Raw genomic sequence first — 24,790 nt, 5'->3', positions numbered from 1 at the left:
CAGCCCGGAGGACCAGCGTGAACTTGCTGCTTGCCGAGGTGGCCCAGGCCACCCAGCGGCTGGCCGCCGCCGGCGTGCCCTCACCGCGCTTCGACGCGGAGGAGCTCGCCGCTTTCGTGCACGGCGTCAAACGGGGGGAACTGCACCACGTCAAGGACACCGACTTCGACGCCCGGTACTGGGAGGCCGTCGCCCGCCGCGAGGCGCGCGAGCCGCTCCAGCACATCACCGGCCGCGCCTTCTTCCGGTACCTGGAGCTCCAGGTCGGGCCCGGGGTCTTCGTGCCCCGGCCCGAGACCGAGTCGGTCGTGGACTGGGCCATACACGCCGTCCGGGCGATGGACGTGGTCGAGCCGCTGATCGTCGACCTGTGCACCGGTTCCGGCGCCATCGCGCTGGCCATGGCGCAGGAGGTGCCGCGCTCGCGCGTGCACGCGGTCGAGCTGTCCGAGGACGCCCTGCGGTGGACCCGTAAGAACGCCGAGGGCTCACGGGTCACCGTCCACCAGGGCGACGCCCTGAGCGCCCTGCCGGAGCTGGACGGCCAGGTCGACCTGGTCATCTCCAACCCGCCGTACATCCCGCTCACCGAGTGGGAGTACGTCGCCCCCGAGGCCCGCGACCACGACCCGGAGATGGCGCTCTTCTCCGGCGAGGACGGCCTCGACACCATCCGCGGCATCGAACGCACCGCCCACCGGCTGCTGCGCCCCGGCGGCATCGTCGTCATCGAGCACGCCGACACCCAGGGCGGGCAAGTCCCGTGGATCTTCGCCGAGGAACGGGGCTGGGCCGACGCGGCCGATCACCCCGACCTCAACAACCGCCCCCGCTTCGCGACCGCGCGCAAGGCACTGCCGTGACCGGCGCGATGATTCCCGCCACCCCCCTGCTGCACGAGGAGGCCCGCTGATGGCCCGGCGATACGACTGCAACGACGCGACGGACCGTAAGACGGGACTGCGTGAAGCCGCATCCGCCGTGCGTCGCGGCGAGCTCGTCGTGCTGCCCACCGACACCCTGTACGGGATCGGCGCGGACGCCTTCAGCCCGGAGGCCGTCCACGACCTGCTCGCCGCCAAGGGCCGCGGCCGCGGCATGCCCACCCCGGTGCTCATCGGCTCCCCGAACACCCTGCACGGCCTCGTCACGGACTTCTCCGAGCAGGCCTGGGAGCTCGTCGACGCCTTCTGGCCGGGGGCGCTCACGCTCGTCGCCAAGCACCAGCCCTCGCTGGCGTGGGACCTGGGCGACACCCACGGCACCGTGGCCGTGCGCATGCCCCTGCACCCCGTCGCGATCGAGCTGCTGACCGAGGTCGGCCCGATGGCGGTGTCCTCGGCGAACCTGACCGGGCAGCCGGCCCCCGAGGACTGCGACGCGGCGCGCGAGATGCTCGGGGACTCCGTGTCGGTGTACCTGGACGGCGGGCCCACGCCCGGCATCCAGCCCTCGTCGATCGTCGACGTCACCGGCAAGGTCCCCGTGCTGCTGCGCGAGGGGGCGCTGACCGCCGAACAGCTGCGCCAGGTCGTACCCGACCTCGAGGTCGCCCCGTGAGCCCTGAGGGGCGTGGCATAGCCCGGGGGCACCACCCAGCGGTGGCTGGGGGAGACTCCTTCCGCATACTCCACGTCAGCACCGGCAACGTGTGCCGCTCGCCCATCACCGAGCGGCTGACGCGGCACGCCCTGTCCCACCGGCTGGGCGGGCTCGTGACCGGTGACCTCATCGTGGAGAGCGCGGGCACCTGGGGTCACGAGGGCGCGCCCATGGAGGCCAACGCGGCCGCCGTGCTGGCGGACTTCGGGGCGGACGCGAGCGGATTCACCGGGCGCGAGCTGCTGGACGAGCACGTCATACGGGCCGATCTGGTGCTGACGGCCACCCGTGACCACCGGGCCCAGGTCATCTCCATGGGCCACTCGGCGGGGCTGCGGACCTTCACGCTGAAGGAGTTCACCCGGCTGGTGCGGGCCATAGACCCGGCCACGCTGCCGCCGCTGGACGACGGGATGGCGGAGCGGGCCCGGGCGCTGGTGCGGGCGGCCGCGGCGCTGCGCGGCTGGCTGCTCGCGCCCTCGCCCGACGCGGACGAGGTGTACGACCCGTACGGGGCGCCGATCACCTTCTTCCGTTCCATCGGCGACGAGATCAACCAGGCGCTGGACCCCGTCGTGACGGCCCTGACGGGCGTGACGGCCTCCCGCTGACCCGCGGCGCCGCGCATCGCGTGCCTGAAATCGGGCGTACCCGCGGGGGCGGCCCTACAGTGGCTGGTACCCGGTACCCCCTGGAGCCGCGCCATGAGCGTCATCACCCCGCCCACGGACCTCCTGCGCGCGCAGGACCCGCAGATGGCCGACGTACTCGACGGGGAGCGCCGGCGCCAGGCCGGCACGCTCCAGCTGATCGCCGCCGAGAACTTCACCTCCCCCGCCGTGCTCACCGCGCTGGGGTCCGTCCTGGCCAACAAGTACGCCGAGGGATACCCCGAGAGGCGCTACCACGGCGGCTGCGAGTACGCCGACCAGGCCGAGCGTCTGGCCGTGGAGCGTGCCAGGGCGCTGTTCGGCGCCGACCACGCCAACGTGCAGCCCCACTCGGGTTCCTCCGCCGTGCTGGCCGCGTACGCCGCGCTGCTGCGGCCCGGGGACACCGTGCTGGCGATGGGGCTCCCGTACGGCGGCCACCTCACCCACGGCTCGCCCGCCAACTTCTCGGGGCGCTGGTTCGACTTCGTCGGCTACGGGGTCGACGCCGAGACGGGTCTCATCGACTACGAGCAGGTGCAGCGACTCGCCCGCTCCCACCGGCCGAAGGCGATCGTGTGCGGGTCGATCTCCTACCCGCGCCACCCCGAGTACTCCGCCTTCCGGGAGATCGCCGACGAGGTCGGCGCCTACCTGATCGCCGACGCCGCCCACCCGATCGGCCTGGTGGCCGGCGGGGCCGCGCCCAGCCCCGTGCCCTACGCCGACGTCGTCTGCGCGACCACGCACAAGGTGCTGCGCGGGCCGCGCGGCGGGATGATCCTGTGCGGCGCCGAGTTCGCCGAGCGCATCGACCGGGCGGTGTTCCCGTTCACGCAGGGCGGGGCCCAGATGCACACGATCGCCGCCAAGGCCGTGGCCTTCGGCGAGGCGGCCCGCCCGGCGTTCACCACCTACGCCCACCGGGTCGTCGCCAACGCCCGGGCGCTCGCGCAGGCGCTGGAGGACCGCGGCTTCGCCGTCACCACGGGCGGCACCGACACGCACCTGATCACCGCCGACCCGGCGCCCCTCGGCATGGACGGCCCCACCGCCCGCGGCCGGCTGGCCGCCGCCGGGATCGTGCTCGACACCTGCGCCCTCCCGTACGGGGACCAGCGCGGTGTGCGGCTGGGAACGGCCGCCGTGACCACCCAGGGGATGGGGGAGGCGCAGATGGTCCGGATCGCCGCGCTGTTCGCCGCCGCGCTGCACGGCGACGTCGCGCGGACCCGTACGGAGGTCGGTGAACTCACGGCGGGATTTCCCCCTTACGGGGAGTAAGCAGGGCAAGCGGGGTGCGCCGCAACCGGGAAGCGGCCCCCTCGCGTCCTCGGGGGAGGGGACATCGCAGCTAATGTGTGGGGCTGAGATGGCCGGCGATACATCTGGGGCAGCCCGTGCGTGAATATCTGCTGACGCTTTGCGTCACGGTCGCGGTGACCTACCTGCTGACCGGGCCCGTGCGGAAGTTCGCGATCGCGGCCGGGGCCATGCCGGAGATCCGCGCCCGCGACGTGCACCGCGAGCCCACACCACGGCTCGGCGGCATCGCCATGTTCGGCGGTCTGTGCGCCGGCCTGCTGGTCGCGGACCACCTGCGGAACCTCAACGGCGTGTTCGAGCTGTCGAACGAACCACGGGCGCTGCTCTCCGGAGCGGCCCTGATCTGGCTGGTCGGCGTGCTCGACGACAAGTTCGAGATCGACGCCCTGATCAAGCTCGGCGCGCAGATGATCTCCGCCGGCGTGATGGTCATGCAGGGCCTGACCATCCTGTGGATCCCGGTCCCCTTCATCGGCCCGGTCTCGCTCACCCAGTGGCAGGGCAACCTGCTCACCGTCGCCCTCGTCGTGATCACCATCAACGCGGTGAACTTCGTGGACGGCCTCGACGGCCTCGCCGCCGGCATGGTGTGCATCGCCGCCGCGGCGTTCTTCCTGTACTCGTACCGGATCTGGTTCGGCTACGGCATCGAGGCGGCGGCGCCCGCCACCCTCTTCGCCGCGATCCTCATGGGCATGTGCCTCGGCTTCCTGCCGCACAACATGCATCCCGCGCGCATCTTCATGGGCGACTCCGGGTCGATGCTCATCGGCCTGGTGCTCGCCGCGGCCGCGATCTCGATGACGGGTCAGGTGGACCCGGACGCGATGGCCCTGTTCGCGGGTGGTGAGCGCAACGCGACGCACGCGATGCTGCCTGTCTTCATGCCGCTGATCCTGCCGCTCACGATCATCGCGATCCCGGTGGCGGACCTGATCCTGGCCATCGTGCGGCGTACCTGGAAGGGCCAGTCGCCCTTCGCGGCGGACCGCGGGCACCTGCACCACCGGCTGCTGGAGCTCGGGCATTCGCACAGCCGCGCGGTCCTGATCATGTACTTCTGGTCGGGGCTGATCGCCTTCGGGGCGGTCGCGTACTCGGTGCACTCCACCTCGATGTGGATCGTCCTGGCGATCGCCGCGCTCAGCGCGGTGGGCCTGATCCTGCTGCTCCTGCCGCGCTTCACGCCGCGTACGCCGCGGTGGGCGCAGGGCCTCGTACCGCCGCGTTACCGGCACGCCGTACGCGCGGCGGAGGCGGCCGCGGAGGCGGCCGCACAGGATGCCTCGGGCGCGGAGCCGCAGCCCGCCAGGCCGATCGCGGCGGGTGTCTCCGGCGTCAACGGCGCGACCGCCGTGGGCCCCCGTTCGCGCTTTCCCGAGCGGCGTAAGGCTGAATCCACGCGCTGACGCCCCGACCGCATGTCGGACATGAACTGCCTTTACCACGCAAGGTGGTCGCCTGTCCTGCACACACGCGCAGGGTCCCTCTCATGTGTGACAGTCAGCACACCCCGCAGGTAAAGCTCTCATCAAATAGTTTGTGATACCGTTCACTAAACCCGGCGACAGAGCCGAAGGACCGTAGTGCGACGGTCCCTTGGCCCGAGGTTCCCTCTCGGACCGGGCTTACGCTCGTCCCGTGCGAGTCCAGTGCCCCCACCACCACGCGGAGCAAACCGCCATGCGGTCAGATGATGTCCGACCCCTGCTTCAAACCGCCGTACCCACCGCTGCCGCCGGCGCCGTAGCCGCCGCGATCAGCGCATTCGTGGTCGGCGGAAAGGGAGCGGTCGGGTCTGTTGTCGCCACGCTGGTCGTGATCCTGTTCATGGGCATCGGATTCATCGTTCTGCAGCGCACGGCGAAATCACTGCCGCATCTCTTCCAGGCCATGGGGCTCATGCTCTACGCGGCCCAGATCCTGCTGCTCTTCGTCTTTCTCGCCGTGTTCAAGAACACGACGCTGTTCCACCCCAGGGCTTTTGCGATCACGCTCGTGGCCACCACCCTCGTGTGGATCGGCGCGCAGACCCGTGCTCATATGAAGGCCAAGATCCTTTACGTCGAACCGGACTCGGTGAAGGGCGACAAGCCCGAAAATCCGGGGTCGAAGTCGTGAGGGGTAGGGTCGGGATAAGTACGCGTTCGGGGTCCTGCTATCGTCCGGTGCCAACTGCGGCACTGCGGGCGCGGGCATCTGAGCTGACGCCTGTCCCATCGCGAGGCTCGATGCCTGACTGCCGCCCCACCATCCGTAACACCAGTCCAGTGCCGAACCGCGGCTGCGCGCCGCGCCGACACAACGAGGTTGCCGTACCTATGCGCCACGCTGAAGGAGCCCGCGGTGAGTGCTGACCCGACGCAGGTCCTCGCTTTCGAGACCGACTGCCACATCTTCGACGGTTGTGGCTTCCCCGGCCCGGGCCTGCACTCGTTCCTCTTCGAGCCGCTGTGGGGCGATGCCGACAGCAACCTGTACTTCAACAAGCCGATGCTGCTGGCCCTGCTGGGCACGGTCATCATCCTCGGCTTCTTCTGGGCCGCCTTCAGCAAGCCGAAGGTCGTCCCGGGCAAGCTGCAGATGGTCGCCGAGGCCGGCTACGACTTCGTACGCCGCGGCATCGTGTACGAGACGCTGGGCAAGAAGGAGGGCGAGAAGTACGTCCCCCTGATGGTCTCGCTGTTCTTCTTCGTCTGGATCCTGAACGTCTGGTCGATCATCCCCGTCGCGCAGTTCCCGGTGACCTCGATCATCGCGTACCCGATGGTGCTGGCCCTGCTGGTCTACGCCGTCTGGATGTCGGTCACCTTCAAGCGCCACGGCTTCGTGGGCGGCCTGAAGAACCTGACGGGCTACGACAAGACCCTCGGTGGCGTCCTGCCGCTCATCATGGTCATCGAGTTCTTCTCGAACGTCCTGGTGCGCCCGTTCACCCACGCGGTCCGACTCTTCGCGAACATGTTCGCCGGTCACACCCTGCTGCTGCTCTTCACGATCGCCAGCTGGTACCTGCTGAACGGCATCGGCATCGCCTACGCGGGTGTGTCGTTCGTGATGGTGATCGTGATGACCGCCTTCGAGCTCTTCATCCAGGCTGTCCAGGCGTACGTCTTCGTCCTCCTGGCCTGCAGCTTCATCCAGGGCGCGCTCGCCGAGCACCACTGAGCCAGGCCCGCCCAAGCTCAGCCCCCCGTATTCGTCCGGTGGCCAACCCCCACCGGTCCGTGAAAGAGAAGGAAGAACTGGCATGTCCCAGACCCTTGCCGCCGTCACCGGCTCCCTCAGCTCCGTTGGTTACGGTCTCGCGGCCATCGGCCCCGGCGTCGGCGTCGGCATCATCTTCGGTAACGGCACCCAGGCCCTCGCCCGTCAGCCCGAGGCTGCCGGTCTGATCCGCGCCAACCAGATCCTCGGCTTCGCCTTCTGTGAGGCGCTCGCCCTGATCGGTCTGGTCATGCCGTTCGTTTACCCGAGCTCCTGATCTTCGGTCTCGACGAACAGCCCATTAGACGAAAGGCACTGATGTGAACCTCCTGGTTCTCGCGGCTGAGGTGGAAAACCCCCTCATCCCGCCGATCCCCGAGCTCGTCATCGGTCTGATCGCCTTCGTCATCGTCTTCGGCTTCCTCGCGAAGAAGCTCCTCCCGAACATCAACAAGGTTCTGGACGAGCGTCGCGAGGCCATCGAGGGCGGTATCGAGAAGGCTGAGGCCGCTCAGACCGAGGCTCAGAGCGTGCTGGAGCAGTACAAGGCCCAGCTCGCCGAAGCCCGGCACGAAGCCGCGCGCCTGCGCCAGGAAGCGCTGGAGCAGGGCACTGCGCTCAAGGAAGAACTGCGCGCAGAGGGCCAGCGGCAGCGTGAGGAGATCATCGCTGCCGGCCACGCCCAGATCGCGGCAGACCGCAAGGCCGCCGCTCAGGCGCTGCGCCAGGACGTGGGCAAGCTCGCCACCGACCTGGCCGGAAAGCTCGTCGGCGAGTCCCTTGAGGACCACGCCCGGCAGAGCCGCACGATCGACCGCTTCCTCAGCGAGCTTGAGGAGAAGGCCGAGGCGGCCCGATGAACGGAGCGAGCCGCGAGGCGCTGGCCTCCGCGCGCGAGCGTCTCGACGCGCTGACGGACAACACGTCCGTCGACGCGGCGAAGCTCGCCGGCGAGCTGGCAGCCGTCACCGCGCTGCTCGACCGTGAGGTCTCGCTGCGTCGGGTCATCACGGACCCGGCGCAGTCCGGCGAGGCCAAGGCCGAGCTGGTGAGCCGGCTGCTGGCCGGCCAGGTGGGCGGGGAGACCCTCGACCTGGTGTCCGGCATGGCGCGGTCGCGCTGGTCGCAGTCCCGTGACCTGGTGGACTCGCTGGAGGAGCTGGCGGCCACCGCCGACCTCACGGCGGCCCAGCAGGGCGGCGCGCTCGACAACGTCGAGGACGAGATCTTCCGGTTCGGCCGGATCGTCTCCTCCAACACGGAGCTGCGCTCCGCGCTCACCGACCGTGCGGCCACCGTCGCCGCCAAGAGCGAGCTGCTGCGCAGCCTGCTCGGCGGCAAGGCGAACGCCGTCACCGAGCGCCTGGTCACGCGTCTGGTCACCCGTCCGCGTGGACGTAGCCTGGAAGCGGGACTCGAGTCCCTTTCCACGCTCGCCGCCGAGCGCCGCAACCGCATGGTCGCCACCGTGACCACCGCGGTTCCGCTCAGCGACGTGCAGCGGGCGCGTCTCGGCGCGGTGCTGGCCAAGCTGTACGGCCGCCAGATGCACCTGAACCTCGACGTGGACCCCGAGGTCCTCGGCGGGATCGAGGTGCGCGTCGGCGATGAGGTCATCGACGGCACCATCGCGGAGCGCCTCTCCGAGGCGTCCCGCCGCATGGCCGGCTGACCAGCCACCAATAGAACAAAGCATTCCTAGCGGCCCGGTTGGGCCGTGCAGAACTTGCAGAAGATTCCTGGGGGTCGCCCCCAGACCCCAAAGAAGCTTCAGGCCCAACAAGGAGAGCAGGGAACCCAGATGGCGGAGCTCACGATCCGGCCGGAGGAGATCCGGGACGCACTGGAGAACTTTGTCCAGTCGTACCAGCCGGACGCGGCCTCGCGCGAGGAGGTCGGAACGGTCAGCGTTGCCGGCGACGGCATCGCGAAGGTGGAGGGCCTGCCCTCCGCCATGGCGAACGAGCTGCTGAAGTTCGAGGACGGCACCCTCGGTCTCGCCCTCAACCTCGAGGAGCGCGAGATCGGTGCGATCGTCCTCGGCGAGTTCAGCGGTATCGAGGAGGGCCAGCCGGTGCAGCGCACCGGTGAGGTTCTCTCCGTAGGCGTCGGCGAGGGCTACCTCGGCCGCGTCGTCGACCCGCTCGGCAACCCGATCGACGGCCTCGGCGAGATCGCGACCGAAGGCCGCCGCGCCCTCGAGCTGCAGGCCCCGGGCGTCATGGTCCGCAAGTCGGTGCACGAGCCCATGCAGACCGGCTACAAGGCCGTCGACGCGATGGTGCCGATCGGCCGTGGCCAGCGTCAGCTGATCATCGGTGACCGTCAGACCGGCAAGACCGCTCTGGCCGTCGACACGATCATCAACCAGCGCGACAACTGGCGCTCGGGCGACGTGAACAAGCAGGTCCGCTGCATCTACGTCGCCATCGGCCAGAAGGGCTCGACCATCGCGTCCGTTCGCGGCGCCCTGGAAGAGGCCGGCGCGCTCGAGTACACGACGATCGTCGCCGCCCCGGCGTCCGACCCGGCCGGCTTCAAGTACCTGGCGCCGTACACCGGTTCCGCCATCGGCCAGCACTGGATGTACGCCGGCAAGCACGTCCTGATCATCTTCGACGACCTGTCGAAGCAGGCCGACGCCTACCGCGCCGTGTCGCTGCTGCTGCGCCGCCCGCCGGGCCGTGAGGCCTACCCGGGTGACGTCTTCTACCTGCACTCGCGTCTGCTGGAGCGCTGCGCGAAGCTCTCCGACGAGATGGGTGCCGGTTCGATGACCGGTCTGCCGATCGTCGAGACCAAGGCGAACGACGTGTCGGCGTTCATCCCGACCAACGTCATCTCCATCACCGACGGCCAGTGCTTCCTGGAGTCCGACCTGTTCAACGCGGGCCAGCGCCCGGCGCTGAACGTCGGTATCTCGGTCTCCCGCGTCGGTGGCTCCGCCCAGCACAAGGCCATGAAGCAGGTTTCCGGCCGTCTGCGCGTGGACCTCGCCCAGTACCGCGAGCTGGAGGCGTTCGCCGCCTTCGGTTCCGACCTGGACGCCGCGTCGAAGAACTCGCTGGAGCGCGGCAAGCGCATGGTCGAGCTGCTGAAGCAGGGCCAGTACCAGCCGATGCCCGTCGAGGAGCAGGTCGTCTCCGTCTGGGCCGGCACCACCGGCAAGATGGACGACGTCCCGGTGAACGACATCCGTCGCTTCGAGGCGGAGCTGCTGGAGCACCTGCGCCGCGAGCGCAAGGACCTCCTCACCTCCATCGCCGAGGGCGGCAAGATGTCGGACGACACGCTGACGTCGATCGCTGACGCCATCGCCGGCTTCAAGCGCCAGTTCGAGACCTCGGACGGCAAGCTCCTGGGCGAGGACGCACCGGCCGTCAACGTCTCCAAGTGACGACGGAAGGGACCTGACTCATGGGAGCGCAGCTCCGGGTCTACAAGCGTCGCATCCGTGCCATCACGGCGACCAAGAAGATCACCAAGGCGATGGAGATGATCTCCGCCTCGCGCATCGTCAAGGCGCAGCGCAAGGTGGCGGCATCGATGCCGTACGCGACCGAGCTCACCCGTGCGGTGACCGCGGTGGCGACCGGTTCGAACGCCAAGCACGCCCTGACCACCGAGGTCGAGACGCCGACCCGCGCCGCGGTCCTGCTCATCACGAGCGACCGCGGTCTGGCCGGCGGCTACTCCTCCAACGCCATCAAGCAGGCCGACCGGCTCACCGAGCGGCTGCGCGCTGAGGGCAAGGAGGTCGACGCCTACATCGTCGGCCGCAAGGGTGTCGCGTACTACGGGTTCCGCGAGCGCAAGATCGCGGACTCGTGGACCGGCTTCACCGACCGGCCCGAGTACGCCGACGCCAAGCGCGTCGCGGGCCCGCTGATCGAGGCCATCCAGGCGGACACCGCCGAGGGCGGCATCGACGAGCTGCACATCGTCTACACGGAATTCGTGTCGATGATGACGCAGAACGCGGTCGACGGCCGGATGCTGCCGCTCAGCCTCGACAAGGTCGAAGAAGAGTCCGGTGCGAAGGGCGAAATCCTTCCGCTGTTCGACTTCGAGCCGTCGGCGGAGGACGTCCTCGACGCCCTTCTGCCGCGCTACGTCGAAAGCCGCATCTACAACGCACTGCTGCAGTCGGCCGCTTCCGAGCACGCCGCCCGCCGCCGCGCGATGAAGTCGGCGACCGACAACGCCGGGGATCTCATCAAGAGCCTCTCCCGGCTTGCCAACGCGGCCCGCCAGGCCGAAATCACCCAGGAAATCAGCGAGATCGTCGGTGGCGCCAGCGCCATGGCTGACGCGACCGCGGGGAGTGACAAGTAATGACGACCACTGTTGAGACGGCCGCCGCCACGGGCCGCGTCGCCCGGGTCATCGGCCCGGTCGTCGACGTGGAGTTCCCCGTCGACGCCATGCCCGAGATCTACAACGCCCTCAAGGTCCAGGTCGCCGACCCGGCCGAGGACGGCAAGCTCAAGACCCTGACCCTCGAGGTCGCGCAGCACCTGGGTGACGGCCTCGTCCGTACCATCTCGATGCAGCCGACCGACGGCCTGGTCCGCCAGGCCCCGGTGACCGACACGGGCGAGGGCATCACCGTCCCCGTCGGTGACTTCACCAAGGGCAAGGTCTTCAACACCCTGGGTGAGGTGCTCAACTACCCCGAGGCGAACGCCGAGGTCACCGAGCGCTGGCCCATCCACCGCAAGGCGCCCCGCTTCGACGAGCTCGAGTCGAAGACCGAGATGTTCGAGACCGGCGTCAAGGTCATCGACCTTCTCACCCCGTACGTCAAGGGTGGAAAGATCGGTCTGTTCGGTGGTGCCGGTGTCGGCAAGACCGTTCTGATCCAGGAAATGATCTACCGCGTCGCCAACAACCACGACGGTGTGTCGGTCTTCGCGGGCGTCGGTGAGCGTACCCGTGAGGGCAACGACCTCATCGAGGAGATGGGCGACTCGGGCGTCATCGACAAGACGGCCCTCGTCTTCGGCCAGATGGACGAGCCGCCGGGCACGCGTCTGCGCGTCGCCCTCGCCGGTCTGACCATGGCGGAGTACTTCCGCGATGTGCAGAAGCAGGACGTGCTGTTCTTCATCGACAACATCTTCCGGTACACCCAGGCGGGTTCCGAGGTGTCGACCCTGCTCGGCCGCATGCCCTCCGCGGTGGGTTACCAGCCGAACCTGGCCGACGAGATGGGTCTCCTCCAGGAGCGCATCACCTCGACCCGTGGTCACTCGATCACCTCGATGCAGGCGATCTACGTCCCCGCGGACGACCTGACCGACCCGGCGCCGGCGACCACCTTCGCCCACCTCGACGCGACGACGGTTCTCTCCCGTCCGATCTCCGAGAAGGGCATCTACCCGGCCGTGGACCCGCTGGACTCGACGTCCCGCATCCTCGACCCGCGGTACATCGCGGCGGACCACTACGCGACCGCCATGCGTGTCAAGGGGATCCTCCAGAAGTACAAGGACCTCCAGGACATCATCGCGATCCTCGGTATCGACGAGCTGGGCGAGGAGGACAAGCTCGTCGTCCACCGTGCCCGTCGCGTCGAGCGCTTCCTGTCGCAGAACACCCACGTGGCGAAGCAGTTCACCGGTGTGGACGGTTCGGACGTCCCGCTCGACGAGTCGATCACCGCGTTCAACGCGATCTGCGACGGTGACTACGACCACTTCCCCGAGCAGGCGTTCTTCATGTGCGGTGGCATCGAGGACCTGAAGGCCAACGCCAAGGAGCTGGGCGTCTCCTGATCCGGCGCGCTCCTCGCGGAGCGCATCCGGTTCGAAGGCCCGCCGGCCCGGCCGGCAGGTGTCTCGGCGGAGAGGGGCGGGTGTGTCCCGTCCCTCTCCCCACGCCCATTAGAATTTGACCCAACACCCGGCTGACCCGCCGGGTGGTGACCCGAGGAGCCACCTTGGCTGCTGAGCTGCACGTCGAGCTGGTCGCGGCGGACCGCAATGTCTGGTCCGGCGAGGCCACCCTTGTTGTCGCCCGCACCACGTCCGGCGACATCGGCGTCATGCCCGGTCACCAGCCGCTTCTCGGTGTGCTGGAATCGGGCCCTGTGACCATCCGCACCAGCGACGGCAACACCGTCATCGCCGCGGTGCACGGCGGTTTCATCTCGTTCGCGGACAACAAGCTGTCCCTGCTGGCCGAGATCGCCGAGCTCGCGGACGAGATCGACGTCCAGCGTGCGGAGCGGGCACTGGAGCGCGCGAAGGCGGAGGCCGATGCGGCCGCCGAGCGTCGCGCGGATGTCCGGCTGCGCGCCGTAACGGGCTGAACACCCGTCGGAGTTTGAACCGCTGAGTACCGGGGGGCGACCGCCGGTACGCAGCAGACCTCAGCCGCGGTCCGTTCTGGAACATTCCAGACCGGGTCGCGGCTGAGGCGATGCAGGTCGTTTTTCGTTGCGTGTCGATGAGCGAGGAGGTCGGTGAAGATGCTCCTCGCTCTGCTTGTGAGCGGCCTGGTCGTAGCCCTGGTGGTGATCGGGCTGTTTGTCTTCGGGCTGCGCCGCAGGCTCATCCAGCGTTCCGGCGGCACCTTCGACTGCAGTCTGCGCTGGGGTGTGGCCGATACGCCCGACATCTCGGGCAAGGGCTGGGTCTACGGGGTCGCGCGCTACAGCGGTGACCAGATCGACTGGTTCCGGGTGTTCTCGTACTCCCCGCGCCCGCGCCGGCTGCTGGAGCGCTCCTCCATCGAGGTGGTCGCCCGTCGCGCCCCGGAGGGCGAGGAGGAGCTGGCCCTGCTCTCCGACGCCGTCGTGCTCGGCTGCGTCCACCGGGGGACGCGCCTGGAGCTGGCGATGAGCGAGGACGCGCTGACCGGGTTCCTCGCCTGGCTGGAGGCGGCGCCGCCCGGGCAGCGGGTGAACGTCGCGTGACGTGGCCCGGGGCCACGTGAGACGTGAAGAACCAGACGTGAAGAACCAGACGTGAAGAACCAGACGTGAAGAAGCCGGGAAGACGGGGGCGGACCCGTCTTCCCGGCTTCGGTCTCTACCGGAGCTCTTACTGGAGACCGGTGTGGATCGCGTTCGCGAGTTCACCGTTCGTGGTGTCGCCGCTGAACTCCCAGAAGAAGGCTCCCTTGAGGCCCTGCTGCTTGGCCCAGGTCATCTTCCCGGCGATCGTGGCCGGGGTGTCGTAGCTCCACCAGTTGCTGCCGCACTTGGCGTAGGCCGTCCCCGCGATGGTGCCGGTGACCGGGCAGCTGGTCTTGAGGACCTTGTAGTCCTCGATGCCCTGCTCGTACGTGCCCGGAGCCGGTCCGGTGGCGGTGCCGCCCGGGGCCGCCTGGGTCACGCCGGTCCAGCCGCGGCCGTAGAAGCCGATGCCGAGGTTGAGCTTGGCGCCGGGTACGCCCTTGGCCTTGAGCTTGGCGATGGCGTCGGCCGAGTTGAAGCCGGCCTGGGGGATGCCCGCGTACGAGGTGAGCGGGGAGTGCGGGGCCGTCGGGCCCTGCGCCGCCCAGGCGCCGAAGAAGTCGTACGTCATCACGTTGTAGAAGTCGACGTACTGCGCGGCGCCGCCGTAGTCGGCCGCGTCGATCTTGCCGCCGCTGGAGGCGTCGGCCGTGATGGCCGCGGTGACCAGGTTGTTCGCGCCGAACTTGGCGCGGGTCGCCTGCATCAGGTTCTTGAAGGCGGCGGCCCCGCTGGTGTCGCAGGACAGACCGCAGGCGTTGGGGTACTCCCAGTCCAGGTCGATGCCGTCGAAGACGTCGGCCCAGCGCGGGTCCTCGACCAGGTTGTAGCAGGAGTTGGCGAAGGCGGTCGGGTTGGCGGCGGCCTGCGGGAAGCCGCCGGACCAGGTCCAGCCGCCGAAGGACCACAGCACCTTGATGTGCGGGTAGGCCTTCTTCAGCTTGCGCAGCTGGTTGAAGTTGCCGCGCAGCGGCTGGTCCCAGGTGTCGGCGACGCCGTCGACGCTCTGGTCGGCGGTGTAGGCCTTGTCGTAGTCGGCGAAGGCGTCCCCGATGGTGCACTGGCCGTTCTGGACGTTGCCGAAGGCGTAGTTGATGTGGGTGATCTTGGCGGCCGTACCCGAGGTGACCAGGTTCTTCACGTGGTAGTTGCGGCCGTAGATGCCCCACTCGGTGAAGTAGCCGAGCTTGACCTTGCCGCCCGGGTCGGGCGGGATGACGCCGCCGGTGGTGGTCACCGAGACGGAGCCGGAGGAGGGGCCGGTCTGGTCGGCGGTGTCGCGAGCGGTGACGCTGTAGGTGTACGTCGTGCCCTTGGTCAGGCCGGAGTCCGCGTAGCTGGTCCCGGTCACGGTGGCGACCTTGGCGGAGCCGCGGTAGACGTCGTAGTTCTTGACGCCCTTGTCGTCCGTGGCCGCCGTCCAGCTCAGGGTCAGCGAGGTGTCGGCGACGTTGCTCGCCGTGGGGGTGCCGGGCGCGGTGGGGGGAGCGTCGCCGGGCTGGGTGCCGCCGTCACAGGAGGCACCGTTGATCTTGCAGCCGCTGGGGGCGCCGGAGCCCGCGCCGTTGAAGCCGAAGCTGGCGCTCGCGCCGGGGGCCAGGGTGCCGTTCCAGCCGACGTTCTTGGCCGTCCAGTGGGTGCCGGAGCTGGTGACGGTGGCGTCCCAGGCGGAGGTGACCGAGGTGCCGGCCGGGTAGTCCCACTCCACGGTCCAGCTGCTGAGGGTGGTGGTGCCGGTGTTCTTGACCACCCACTTGCCCTCGAAGCCGCTGCCCCAGTCGGAGACCTTGGTGTACGTCGCGGTCGCGGAGGCGGCGGCCTGGGCCGGGCCGGCCAGGGCGACGAGCCCGGTGACGGGCAGGGCGAGCGCGGCCACGATCGCCGCGACTCTGGTGAAGAACCGGGCACGCCCGGTGCGCGGTGGGGATGCTGTGCTCAACGGTGATCCTCCGTAGGTCCGTCGCGGTCGTGGGGCCGACGACGACATGGGGGTGGGACCTGCGCCGCCCGTGAGCACGCTTTGTCATGGCACGCTCACCACAGTGTTGTGCCGGTGAGACTAGAAAGGTCTGGACCAACCGTCAAGAGGTCCAGACCGGTGCGCCTAGAGGCCCAACTCCTGAGCCAGGACCGCCGCTTGGACGCGGCTGCGGAGATCGAGTTTGCCCAGCAGGCGGCTGACGTGCGTCTTCACCGTCGCCTCCGCCATGTCGAGGCGGACGGCGATCTCCGCGTTGGACAGCCCTTCCCCCAGACAGGACAGGACCTCGCGCTCCCGGCGCGTCAGCGTCTCCAGGGCCGGCGGGGGCGCGGGCCTGGCCGGGGCCGCCGGAGCCGCGAACTCCGCGATCAGCCGCCTGGTCACCGCCGGTGCGATCAGGCCCTCCCCGCCCGCGACGGTCCGTACCGCCGCGATCAGCTCCGCCGCCTCCGCGTCCTTGAGCAGGAAGCCCGCGGCGCCCGCCCGCAGCGCCCCGAACACGTACTCGTCGAGGTCGAAGGTGGTCAGCACCAGGACGTCCGCCAGGCCCTCGGCCACCACCTGGCGCGTCGCGGACACCCCGTCCAGCCGGGGCATCTGCACGTCCATGAGGACGAGGTCCGGCCGCAGCTCCCGGGCCAGTCGCACGGCCTCCTCCCCGTCGCCCGCCTCGCCGACGACCTCGACGCCGCCCGCGCTGCGCAGGATGAGCACCAGCCCGGCCCGTACCGCCGCCTGGTCCTCCGCCACCACCACCCGGATGGTCATGCCCCCACCGCCTTCTCCTCCGCGGGCAACGCCGCCCGCACCCGCCACATCGCGCCGGCCGCGCCGGCCGTGAACTCCCCGCCCAGCAGCTCCGTCCGCTCCCGCATGCCGATCAGCCCGGCCCCGGAGCCCGGCGCGCGCGGGCCGGGCCGTTCGCCGTACGGCGAGTCCACCGTCACCGTCAGCACCCCGGCCTCGCGGCCTACCTGGACCGTGACCGTGCCCGGGACGGCGTGCTTGAGGGCATTGGTCAGCGACTCCTGGACGATCCGGTACGCGGCCAGCTCCACCGGGGCCGTCACCGGCTCCCCGGGCGGCCGGTCGTCGCGCAGGACGAAGCCCAGGCCGCTCGCCGAGCCGTTGGTGCGGGCCTGCGCCACCAGGGCCTCCAGACCGTCCAGCGAGGGCACGGCGACCGGCTCGCGCTCGGCCCCCGCGTCCCGCAGCAGCCCGATCAGCCGGCGCATCTCGGCCAGGCCCTGGACGCTGTTCTCGCGGATCACCCCCAAGGCGTCACGGCTCGCCCCGGCCGTGTCGATGGAGAGCGCGGCCGTGGAGTGGATGGCGATGGCCGAGAGGTGGTTGGCCACCATGTCGTGCAGCTCCCGGGCCATCCGGGCGCGCTCGGCGACGACGGCCTGCGCCCGGTCCATCTCGGCCAGCAGCGCGGTCTGCTCGGCGCGCAGCCGGGCCGCCACCGCGGCCTCCCGGTGGTTGCGCAGGGTGGCGCCGGTCACCGCCGGGCCGAAGCTGACCAGGCCGGTGACCACGCCGATCAGCAGCGCCTCGGGCGTGCGCAGCCAGGCCAGGGCGGCGATGGTGACGGCCACGGTGATCAGACCGGTGCTGACGGGCAGCCGCCGGGCCGCTGCGGGCTTGCCGTAGACGACGGCGGCGTACATCAGGTCGGTGAAGATCAGGATGGCGGCCAGACTGCCGACCGTGAACTCGTTGGCGATCACACAGAGCGTGCCGACGGCCAGGGCCAGCGCGGGCCGGGTGCGGCGCAGCAGCTCCAGGGCGCTCAGCACCACGAGCGGGACGAGGGCGACCCAGGCGGGCAGCAGGTCCCGGACGGAGCTGCTGTAGACCCCGCAGGACCACAGCACCAGGCCCGACAGGGCGCCGGCCACGGCGAGCAGGACGTCGTGTCGGTGGGGGCGCGGGCGCTTCGTGGTCACGGTCCCATCCAACAGGGTGTGCGGGGCGCCGGCCTCGGCGCGCAGGCCGAGTTGCCGGTACATCGAAGGATGCAGTCGCAGGTCGTCACCGCAGACGACGCCCCGGCCCGGCGGGGGCGGGAGGCTGGGAGCACGTCGCACCACCCGAGGGGAAACGGAGGATCTCGTGATCGTCGCGCTGATCATCGCCTGTGAGGTCGGCTTCTGGGTACTGCTGGCCGCCGGACTGGGCCTGCGCTACCTCGCGCGGATGCCCCGGCTGGGCGCCGCCGTCCTGCTGTGCGAGCCGCTGATGGAGCTGGCCCTGCTGGTGGTCACCACCCTCGACCTCAAGAACGGCGCCGAGCCGGACTGGAAGCACGGCCTGGCGGCGCTGTACATCGGCTACACCGTGGCCTACGGGCACTACACGATCACCTGGCTGGACTCCCACGCCGCGTACCGGCTGGCCGGCGGGCCCAAGCCGGCGGGCGCGGGGTACGGGAAGGTGCGGGCCGTCCACGAGTGGAAGCTGTGGGGCCGTACCGTCGTCGCGGCCGCCGTGGCCCTCGGCCTGCTCCAGGCCGCGATCTGGTACGTCGGGGACGCGGGCGACGTCGCCTCGCTCAAGGCCTGGCAGACCGGCGCCCTGCGGGCCGTCGCCATCCACGGCCTGATCGCCCTCACCTACACGGTCTGGCCGAAGAAGGCCCCCGCCGGTAGTGCGGGGGAGCAGCCGGAGCCCGTGCGGACCGGGCGGTAGGGCGCGTACGGCGCAAAGAGGCCGTACGGCGCGTAGGCCGCGTTCGGCGCGGGCTACCGCTCGCCCCCCGGCACCCACAGGACGTCCCCGACCTCCTTGTTGGCCACCCGGGCCAGGATGAAGAGGAGGTCCGAGAGGCGGTTGAGGTAGGTGGCCGTCATCGGGTTCATCACCTCGCCGTGCACCTCCAGCGCCGCCCACGTCGACCGCTCGGCGCGCCGGACCACCGTGCAGGCCTGGTGCAGCAGGGCCGCGCCGGGGGTGCCGCCGGGGAGGATGAAGCTGCGCAGCTTCTCGACCTGCTCCAGGAAGCGGTCGCAGTCCGCCTCCAGCTTGTCGATGTAGAACTGCTCCACCCGCAGCGGCGGGTACTGCGGGTCCTCGACCACGGGCGTGCACAGGTCCGCGCCCACGTCGAAGAGGTCGTTCTGCACCCGGACCAGGACCTTGACGATCTCCGCCGACAGCCCGCCGAGCGCGATGGCCGTCCCCAGGGCCGCGTTGGCCTCGTTGGCGTCGGCGTACGCGGCGATCCGCAGGTCGGTCTTGGCCGTGCGGCTCATGTCGCCGAGAGCGGTCGTGCCCTGGTCACCGGTTCGGGTGTAGATGCGCGTGAGGTTCACCATGCCGCCAGCGTAATGCGCGGCCAACTGGGCGCCCCTCGCCGAGCGGTGGGCCGTACCGGTGTGATGTCCGTCATCTGAGACGTGACGCGTGTTACTTCGCGGTCACAGCGCACCGCCCGGACGCTAGTCTCCGCCGGAGGGGCCAGGAGACGGTGCCGTTCCGAGGCCCGGCGGGCCGTGTCCACGCCGGGCCGGGTCGACGCCGGGCCACATCGACGCTGGGCCAATTCGACGCTGGCCCATTCGAATACATGGGGTGTGCAGTGGCTGGGAAGCTTGCCGTCATCGGTGCCGGACTGATGGGTTCCGGGATCGCTCAGGTCTCCGCTCAGGCGGGTTGGGACGTCGTGCTGCGCGATGTCACCGACGCCGCGCTGACCCGCGGGACGGACGGGATCAAGGCCTCGTACGACAAGTTCGTCTCCAAGGGCAGGATGACCGCCGAGGACGCCGAGGCGGCGCTCGCGCGCATCACGACGACCACCGACCTCGACGCCGTCGCCGACGTCGACATCGTCGTGGAGGCCGTCTTCGAGAAGATCGAGATCAAGCACGAGATCTTCCGCGCCCTCGACAAGATCGTCCGCGAGGACGCGATCCTGGCCTCCAACACCTCCGCCATCCCGATCACCAAGATCGCGGCCGCGACGGAGCGTCCGGAGCGGGTCGTCGGCGCGCACTTCTTCTCGCCCGTCCCGATGATGCAGCTGTGCGAGCTCGTGCGCGGCTACAAGACGAGCGACGAAACCCTCGCCACCACCCGGGCGTTCGCCGAGTCCGTCGGCAAGACCTGCATCGTCGTCAACCGCGACGTCGCCGGTTTCGTGACGACCCGTCTGATCTCCGCGCTCGTCGTGGAAGCCGCCAAGTTGTACGAATCGGGCGTGGCCTCCGCCGAGGACATCGACATCGCGTGCAAGCTGGGCTTCGGACACGCGATGGGGCCGCTGGCCACCGCCGACCTCACGGGTGTCGACATCCTGCTCCACGCCACCAGCAACATCTACACCGAATCCCAGGACGAGAAGTTCGCGCCGCCGGAGCTCATGCGCCGGATGGTGGACGCGGGCGACATCGGCCGCAAGAGCGGGCAGGGCTTCTACAAGCACTGAGGCCGGGCCGGCCGCTGAGCACCATCGTTCGAACGCCCTCACCCCTCAGGGTGATTTAGGTATCGGTTCGCTCACGGTCGGCAACTTCCCTGCCCGTGCGGCAGTCAGTTGCAGTGAGAGTTGCCGATCACGGACCAGTCGGACCATACGTACGCAGTACCGCCGGGAGTACACATGCACATCAGGGGCGACCACGCCGAACTCGCTGTCGGGGGTCGCCTCGACGTGCGCAGCGCGGCGGACGCCCGTACGGTCCTGCACACCGCCCTCGACGACGGCCAGGGCGACCTCGTGCTCGACCTCACCGGGCTCGACTCCTGGGACGCGACCGGCCTCGGCGTGATCATGGGCGCCCACCGCAGGGCCGGGCGGACCGGACGGCGCCTCGTCCTGCGCGGGGTGCCGCCGCAGATGCAGCGGCTGCTCGTGGCGACGAGGCTGCACCGGATCCTCGCCATCGAGGGCGGCCTGGAGGCCGAGTCCCTGCCCCGGGTGTGATCCGGGCGGCCGCAGTCGCAGCCGCAGCGCGCTGACCTTTGCATTTCCTGCGGAAACGTAACGGTCCGGTGGTGATCGCACCCCTGCGGTTTCCCGCACGACCGGCCACCGTCTAGGGTTCGGGCGGAAACCGGACCAGGAGCGCCCGCGGGTGCGCGACGGCCGGGCGGTACGACGGCGAGGCGCGCGGCCCGCGATGGGGGACTTGGTCATGGACCTTACACAGGGGCATACCGGGCAGGACGAGCCGTCCGCGGGCAGCTCCGTGCCGCCCGGGCCGTCCACGTCCCCCTCCACGACGGGCGCGGCGGGCACGACGGGCGCGGCGGCCGGACCCGCCCGGGTCGTCAGCCTCGTCGCGGGCGACTTCCTCCTCACCGTCAACCCGGTCGACGGCAGCGAGATCGAACCGCTGCGGCCCGGTACGCAGAACGCCCGCCCCGCCAAGCGCGACGCGGGCGCCCGCCGCGCCGCCGAGGCCGCCGCACGGCCGCCCGCGCTGCCGGGCACCTCCATACCCGTCCGGCACCGGCCGGTGCGCGAGGAGGAGCGCGACCGCCTCGTCCGGCTGCTGGGCCGCGGCCGCTCCGTACGACTGACCGGACCTTCGGGATCCGGACGCAGCGCGCTGCTCGACGCGGTCGCGGCACGCTGCGAGGGCCTCGCGCCCGACGGCGTCGTCCGCCTCTCCGGATACGGCCACCAGCAGCCCGCCGAGCTGCTCCAGGCGCTCTACGCGACCGTGTACGAGGCCTCGCGGGAGCGGCCCGAGCGCGACGAACTCCTCGCCCGCGTGCGCGGCATCGGCGCGATCGTCCTCCTCGACGACCTGGAGATGGGGGGCGGCGCCCTCGACGAACTGCTGCACGCCACCCCCGAGTGCGCCTACCTGCTGGCCGCCACCCCCGACACCCGCGCGCCCTCCGACGACTCGCACGTCGAGGAGGTCTTCCTCGGCGGGCTCGACAAGGCGGAGTGCCTGGACCTGCTGGAGACGGGCCTCGGACGGCCGCTGACGGACGTCGAGACCGCCTGGGCGGAGGACCTGCGGTTCGCCTCCGAGGGCTTGGCTCTGCGCTTCGTACAGGCCGCCGCGCTGCTGCGCCAGCGCGATGAGCTCAACCACCTCGCCGAGGACGACGAGGAGGACGAGCCCGGCGTCTTCGAGGAGCGCCCGCGCGAGGCCGCCCAGGTGCCGCTGCCCACGCTGGCCGAAGGCGCGGCCCCGGCGGAGCTGCTGGCCTCCCGGGTCAGCGAGTCGGCGCGCGCGGCCCTGCGGATCGCGTGCGCGCTGGGCGGGGAGATGCCGCACCACACGCACCTGCCGGCGCTGGTGGGGGACACCCACGCCGACACGGCGGTGGCGGAACTGCTGGCCTGCGGGCTGCTGACGCCCGTCGGAACGCGCTACCGGCTGGCCGCGGGGGTCGCACGGCAGCTGGAGGAGGCCGGGTACGGGGACACCGCGGCCGAGCAGGCCCGTACGGCCGCCCGGCACTACGCCTGGTGGACCGGGCACGCCTCGGTGACCCCCGAGCGGGTCGCGGCGGAGGCGGACGCGGTGCTCGCGGCGCTGGCCGGCGCGGACGTGGTGGCGGCGGTGCTGCTCGCGCGGACGGCCGCCGCGGCGTTCGCGGCCTCCCTGCACTGGGAGGCGTGGGAGCGGGTGCTGCGCTCGGGCGCGGAGGCCGCGCGCAAGGCGGGGGAGGTCGCCGAGCAGGCGTACTTCCACCACGAGCTCGGCGTCCTGGCCCTGTGCGAGGGACGCCTCGACCGGGCGCGGGCCGAGCTGGAGACCTCGATCGGACTGCGCGGCGCGCTCGCGGACAAGCGCGGCACCGTGGCCGGGCGGCGGGCGCTGGCGCTCGTCGTGGACCGGGAGGCCGCGGCCGTGGCGGCGTCCCCGCCCCTGCGGCTGGAGGCCCCGGGGCTGCCGGCCCTGCCCGCCGCCTCGGGGGAGGCGCCGACGGTGGCCCTGGAGGCCGGGCCGGCCGCCCGGGCGGCGCTCCCGCCGGCCTCGGCTGCGCCGCTGACCCCCGCGGCTCCCGCCACTCCTGCCGCTTCCGCCGCCCCGGGGGGTCGGACCGCCCCGGCCGTCCCCGTCCGCGTGCCCGTCTCCGCCGAGGCGGTGACGCGGATGACGCCGGTGGTGCCGGTCAACCGCTCCACGGAGCCGCCCACGACGCTGTCCGAGGTGTTCGAGGACGCCTTCCCGCTGTCGCCCAAGCCCTCCCCGGCCCCCGCCCCCGCGCCCGCCGCCCGGCCGGCCCCGGATCCCCGCCGGCGGCGGCTGGTCCTGCTGGCCGGAGCCGGAGCGCTGACGGTCGTGGCGCTGGGCACCGTCGTGAGCCTCGCGCTGGGCTCCTCGGACACCTCGCCGCCGGCGAAGGCGCCCGCGGTGTCCTCGACCCCGGGGGCGACGACCCCGTCGTCCACGACGGGAACCGGAGGGAACGATCCTGCACCGGAGCCGCCCGCCTCGGGGTCGCCGTCGCAGTCCACGGCGCCGGGGGAGAGCGTCGCCCCGAGCCCCGGCCGCACGCCCGGCAAGACCCCCTCCCGCCGACCCTCCACGACGCCGCAGAACTCCGCGCCGGCGTCCTCGCCCGTCTCGCCCCCGCCGACGACGGCCGGCCCGTCCGTGCCGCCCACGGAGAGCACCGCGCCGACGCCGACGGACACCGCCACGGGTCCGGGCACGGCCACCGCGACCGGGCCCTCCACGCCCACCGCCCCGTAGAACGCCGACGGCTCCGTCCCTCGCGGGACGGAGCCGTCGTTTCGTGGGGCCCGGGCGGGCCGAGGGTCAGAACAGGCGGAGCTTGTCGTCCTCGATGCCGCGCAGCGCGTTGTAGTCCAGGACCACGCAGTCCATCCCGCGGTCCGTCGCCAGCACCTTGGCCTGCGGCTTGATCTCCTGAGCCGCGAACACCCCGCGGACCGGCGCCAGGTGCGGGTCGCGGTTGAGCAGCTCCAGGTAACGGGTCAGCTGCTCGACGCCGTCGATCTCGCCGCGGCGCTTGATCTCCACCGCCACCGTCGCGCCGGAGGCGTCCCGGCACAGGATGTCCACCGGGCCGATCGCCGTCATGTACTCGCGCCGGATGAGGGTGTAGCCCTCGCCCAGCGTCTCGATGCGGTCCGCGAGGAGTTCCTGGAGGTGCGCCTCGACGCCGTCCTTGATGAGCCCCGGGTCGATGCCGAGCTCGTGGGAGGAGTCGTGGAGGACTTCCTCCATGGTGATGATGAGCTTCTCGCCCGCCTTGTTGACGACCGTCCACACACCGGCCTCGTCACCGCTCCCCTCTTTGAGGGTGCACGGGGGCGACATCCAGTTGAGCGGTTTGTACGCCCGGTCGTCCGCGTGGATCGAGACACTGCCGTCGGCCTTCACGAGGATCAGACGGGGTGCCGAGGGCAGATGGGCGGTGAGCCGGCCCGCGTAGTCGACGGAGCAGCGGGCAATGACGAGACGCATGGTCGGCAACGCTACTCGACCGACAGCCCTCCACGCGATTCGCCCCTGAAAGCCCCCTTCGCCGATGGCGCGTTGTATGCGCATTCTCCTGGTGCGCCACCCATGGGGCGCCTACCGTGGTGAGCGGGAGGTTGCGAAGCGTGCACGCTGCGTCGCGATCTCCTTCCCTGCCCGTAAGGCTCCGGCAACCCAAACAGCCGGGGTCGCGAGAGGAGAACCCATGTCGCTCGACGTCTCACCGGCCCTACTCGAACAGGCCGAGCGAGGCGAGGTCGACGAAGCCGCCTTCGTCGACTGCGTCCGGACCTCCCTGCCCTTCGCATGGGAGATGATCAGCTCGCTGGTGGCCCAGCTGAAGGTGGACGGCGGACAGTTCGCCGACAACCAGACGCCGCCGCCCGACGAGCAGGCGCGCGGGCAGCTGCTGCGCGCCCTCGCGAGTGACGCGATACGCGGTGCCCTGCAGCGGCACTTCGGAGTGCGCCTGGCGTTCCAGAACTGTCACCGGGTGGCGGTCTTCCCGCTGGATCCCTCGGTGGACGACCGGCTGGCCAAGTTCACTTCGATCCGCGGTCAGCTGCTCAACCAGTCGCCGGAACTGCGCGACTGCTAAACCCTGTCGGGGACCTGTCCGGTCGGTCAGGTACGGAGCGCCGCC

The 24,790-nt window shown here is 70.8% G+C and carries 25 protein-coding genes; 20 read left to right on the top strand and 5 right to left on the bottom strand.

Annotation, left to right across the window (positions count from 1 at the left end; all coding sequences use genetic code 11):
• Positions 1-17 precede the first annotated feature (17 nt).
• The 15 genes from prmC to ACF059_RS01550 all read left to right on the top strand — a co-directional run bounded on the left by prmC (position 18) and on the right by ACF059_RS01550 (position 13,704).
• Positions 18-863, top strand: coding sequence for a peptide chain release factor N(5)-glutamine methyltransferase (prmC, locus tag ACF059_RS01620; protein WP_327383224.1), 846 nt, complete (start codon positions 18-20; stop codon positions 861-863).
• A 49-nt stretch (positions 864-912) separates the two neighbouring features.
• Positions 913-1,560 (top strand): L-threonylcarbamoyladenylate synthase, encoded by a 648-nt coding sequence (locus ACF059_RS01615; RefSeq protein WP_360888468.1) that lies wholly within the window; start codon positions 913-915, stop codon positions 1,558-1,560.
• Positions 1,557-2,213, top strand: coding sequence for a protein-tyrosine-phosphatase (locus tag ACF059_RS01610; RefSeq protein WP_366865045.1), 657 nt, complete (start codon positions 1,557-1,559; stop codon positions 2,211-2,213). Before ACF059_RS01615 ends, ACF059_RS01610 begins: the two co-directional genes overlap by 4 nt.
• A gap of 93 nt (positions 2,214-2,306) precedes the next feature.
• On the top strand, positions 2,307-3,536 hold the full coding sequence (gene glyA, locus ACF059_RS01605; protein ID WP_392050007.1) for a serine hydroxymethyltransferase: 1,230 nt from the start codon (positions 2,307-2,309) through the stop codon (positions 3,534-3,536).
• Between the two features lie 116 nt (positions 3,537-3,652).
• On the top strand, positions 3,653-4,987 hold the full coding sequence (locus ACF059_RS01600; protein ID WP_366865043.1) for an MraY family glycosyltransferase: 1,335 nt from the start codon (positions 3,653-3,655) through the stop codon (positions 4,985-4,987).
• A gap of 274 nt (positions 4,988-5,261) precedes the next feature.
• Positions 5,262-5,699, top strand: coding sequence for a hypothetical protein (locus ACF059_RS01595; protein ID WP_361938418.1), 438 nt, complete (start codon positions 5,262-5,264; stop codon positions 5,697-5,699).
• A gap of 210 nt (positions 5,700-5,909) precedes the next feature.
• Positions 5,910-6,746: a F0F1 ATP synthase subunit A gene (atpB, locus tag ACF059_RS01590; protein WP_392052973.1), complete on the top strand. Its 837-nt coding sequence runs from the start codon at positions 5,910-5,912 to the stop codon at positions 6,744-6,746.
• A gap of 82 nt (positions 6,747-6,828) precedes the next feature.
• Positions 6,829-7,062, top strand: coding sequence for an ATP synthase F0 subunit C (gene atpE / locus ACF059_RS01585; RefSeq protein WP_007266589.1), 234 nt, complete (start codon positions 6,829-6,831; stop codon positions 7,060-7,062).
• A 43-nt stretch (positions 7,063-7,105) separates the two neighbouring features.
• Complete coding sequence (locus ACF059_RS01580; protein WP_392050003.1) at positions 7,106-7,645, top strand: F0F1 ATP synthase subunit B; 540 nt, start codon at positions 7,106-7,108, stop codon at positions 7,643-7,645.
• Positions 7,642-8,457: a F0F1 ATP synthase subunit delta gene (locus ACF059_RS01575; RefSeq protein WP_392049999.1), complete on the top strand. Its 816-nt coding sequence runs from the start codon at positions 7,642-7,644 to the stop codon at positions 8,455-8,457. The genes ACF059_RS01580 and ACF059_RS01575 overlap by 4 nt, the downstream gene beginning before the upstream one ends.
• Positions 8,458-8,586: 129 nt before the next feature.
• On the top strand, positions 8,587-10,182 hold the full coding sequence (gene atpA, locus ACF059_RS01570; RefSeq protein ID WP_360888488.1) for a F0F1 ATP synthase subunit alpha: 1,596 nt from the start codon (positions 8,587-8,589) through the stop codon (positions 10,180-10,182).
• A gap of 20 nt (positions 10,183-10,202) precedes the next feature.
• On the top strand, positions 10,203-11,120 hold the full coding sequence (locus ACF059_RS01565; RefSeq protein WP_360888490.1) for a F0F1 ATP synthase subunit gamma: 918 nt from the start codon (positions 10,203-10,205) through the stop codon (positions 11,118-11,120).
• Positions 11,120-12,562, top strand: coding sequence for a F0F1 ATP synthase subunit beta (gene atpD, locus ACF059_RS01560; RefSeq protein WP_360888493.1), 1,443 nt, complete (start codon positions 11,120-11,122; stop codon positions 12,560-12,562). Before ACF059_RS01565 ends, atpD begins: the two co-directional genes overlap by 1 nt.
• 164 nt (positions 12,563-12,726) lie before the next feature.
• Complete coding sequence (locus tag ACF059_RS01555) at positions 12,727-13,098, top strand: F0F1 ATP synthase subunit epsilon (RefSeq protein ID WP_360888496.1); 372 nt, start codon at positions 12,727-12,729, stop codon at positions 13,096-13,098.
• Between the two features lie 159 nt (positions 13,099-13,257).
• On the top strand, positions 13,258-13,704 hold the full coding sequence (locus ACF059_RS01550) for a DUF2550 domain-containing protein (RefSeq protein WP_360888499.1): 447 nt from the start codon (positions 13,258-13,260) through the stop codon (positions 13,702-13,704).
• Between the two features lie 127 nt (positions 13,705-13,831).
• Here ACF059_RS01550 and ACF059_RS01545 read toward each other — a convergent pair whose 3' ends face one another.
• The 3 genes from ACF059_RS01545 to ACF059_RS01535 form a co-directional block, all read right to left on the bottom strand.
• Positions 13,832-15,733, bottom strand: coding sequence for a glycosyl hydrolase family 18 protein (locus tag ACF059_RS01545; protein ID WP_392049995.1), 1,902 nt, complete (start codon positions 15,731-15,733; stop codon positions 13,832-13,834).
• Positions 15,734-15,850: 117 nt separating this feature from the next.
• Positions 15,851-16,495, bottom strand: a complete 645-nt coding sequence (locus ACF059_RS01540; protein WP_392049992.1) for a response regulator — start codon at positions 16,493-16,495, stop codon at positions 15,851-15,853.
• Entirely contained in the window at positions 16,492-17,676 is a 1,185-nt protein-coding gene (locus tag ACF059_RS01535; protein WP_392049989.1) for a sensor histidine kinase, read from the bottom strand. Before ACF059_RS01535 ends, ACF059_RS01540 begins: the two co-directional genes overlap by 4 nt.
• Positions 17,677-17,842: 166 nt before the next feature.
• On the opposite strand from ACF059_RS01535, the gene ACF059_RS01530 reads away from it, so the two are divergent.
• The gene (locus ACF059_RS01530) at positions 17,843-18,418 is read left to right on the top strand and encodes a hypothetical protein (RefSeq protein ID WP_392049986.1); all 576 of its coding nucleotides are present in this window, start codon (positions 17,843-17,845) and stop codon (positions 18,416-18,418) included.
• A gap of 53 nt (positions 18,419-18,471) precedes the next feature.
• Here ACF059_RS01530 and ACF059_RS01525 read toward each other — a convergent pair whose 3' ends face one another.
• A complete protein-coding gene (locus tag ACF059_RS01525) occupies positions 18,472-19,044 on the bottom strand; it encodes a cob(I)yrinic acid a,c-diamide adenosyltransferase (protein ID WP_392049983.1) in 573 nt (190 codons plus the stop codon).
• A 263-nt stretch (positions 19,045-19,307) separates the two neighbouring features.
• Here ACF059_RS01525 and ACF059_RS01520 point away from each other — a divergent pair, with 263 nt between their 5' ends.
• The 3 genes from ACF059_RS01520 to ACF059_RS01510 all read left to right on the top strand — a co-directional run bounded on the left by ACF059_RS01520 (position 19,308) and on the right by ACF059_RS01510 (position 23,394).
• A complete protein-coding gene (locus ACF059_RS01520) occupies positions 19,308-20,156 on the top strand; it encodes a 3-hydroxyacyl-CoA dehydrogenase family protein (protein WP_361938401.1) in 849 nt (282 codons plus the stop codon).
• Between the two features lie 174 nt (positions 20,157-20,330).
• The gene (locus ACF059_RS01515) at positions 20,331-20,654 is read left to right on the top strand and encodes an STAS domain-containing protein (RefSeq protein WP_031148287.1); all 324 of its coding nucleotides are present in this window, start codon (positions 20,331-20,333) and stop codon (positions 20,652-20,654) included.
• 211 nt (positions 20,655-20,865) lie between these two features.
• Positions 20,866-23,394, top strand: coding sequence for an ATP-binding protein (locus ACF059_RS01510; RefSeq protein WP_392049980.1), 2,529 nt, complete (start codon positions 20,866-20,868; stop codon positions 23,392-23,394).
• 66 nt (positions 23,395-23,460) lie between these two features.
• Here the strand turns inward: ACF059_RS01510 and nucS are convergent, their stop codons facing one another.
• The gene (gene nucS / locus ACF059_RS01505) at positions 23,461-24,132 is read right to left on the bottom strand and encodes an endonuclease NucS (protein ID WP_366865031.1); all 672 of its coding nucleotides are present in this window, start codon (positions 24,130-24,132) and stop codon (positions 23,461-23,463) included.
• A 220-nt stretch (positions 24,133-24,352) separates the two neighbouring features.
• Here nucS and ACF059_RS01500 point away from each other — a divergent pair, with 220 nt between their 5' ends.
• Positions 24,353-24,745 (top strand): SCO5389 family protein, encoded by a 393-nt coding sequence (locus ACF059_RS01500; protein ID WP_030037139.1) that lies wholly within the window; start codon positions 24,353-24,355, stop codon positions 24,743-24,745.
• Positions 24,746-24,790 lie beyond the last annotated feature (45 nt).

Source organism: Streptomyces sp. NPDC016562, from assembly GCF_043076955.1.
GTDB lineage: Bacteria > Actinomycetota > Actinomycetes > Streptomycetales > Streptomycetaceae > Streptomyces.
The sequence above is the reverse complement of the archived record's forward strand: the minus strand, read 5'-3'. Positions and strand labels throughout refer to the sequence as shown.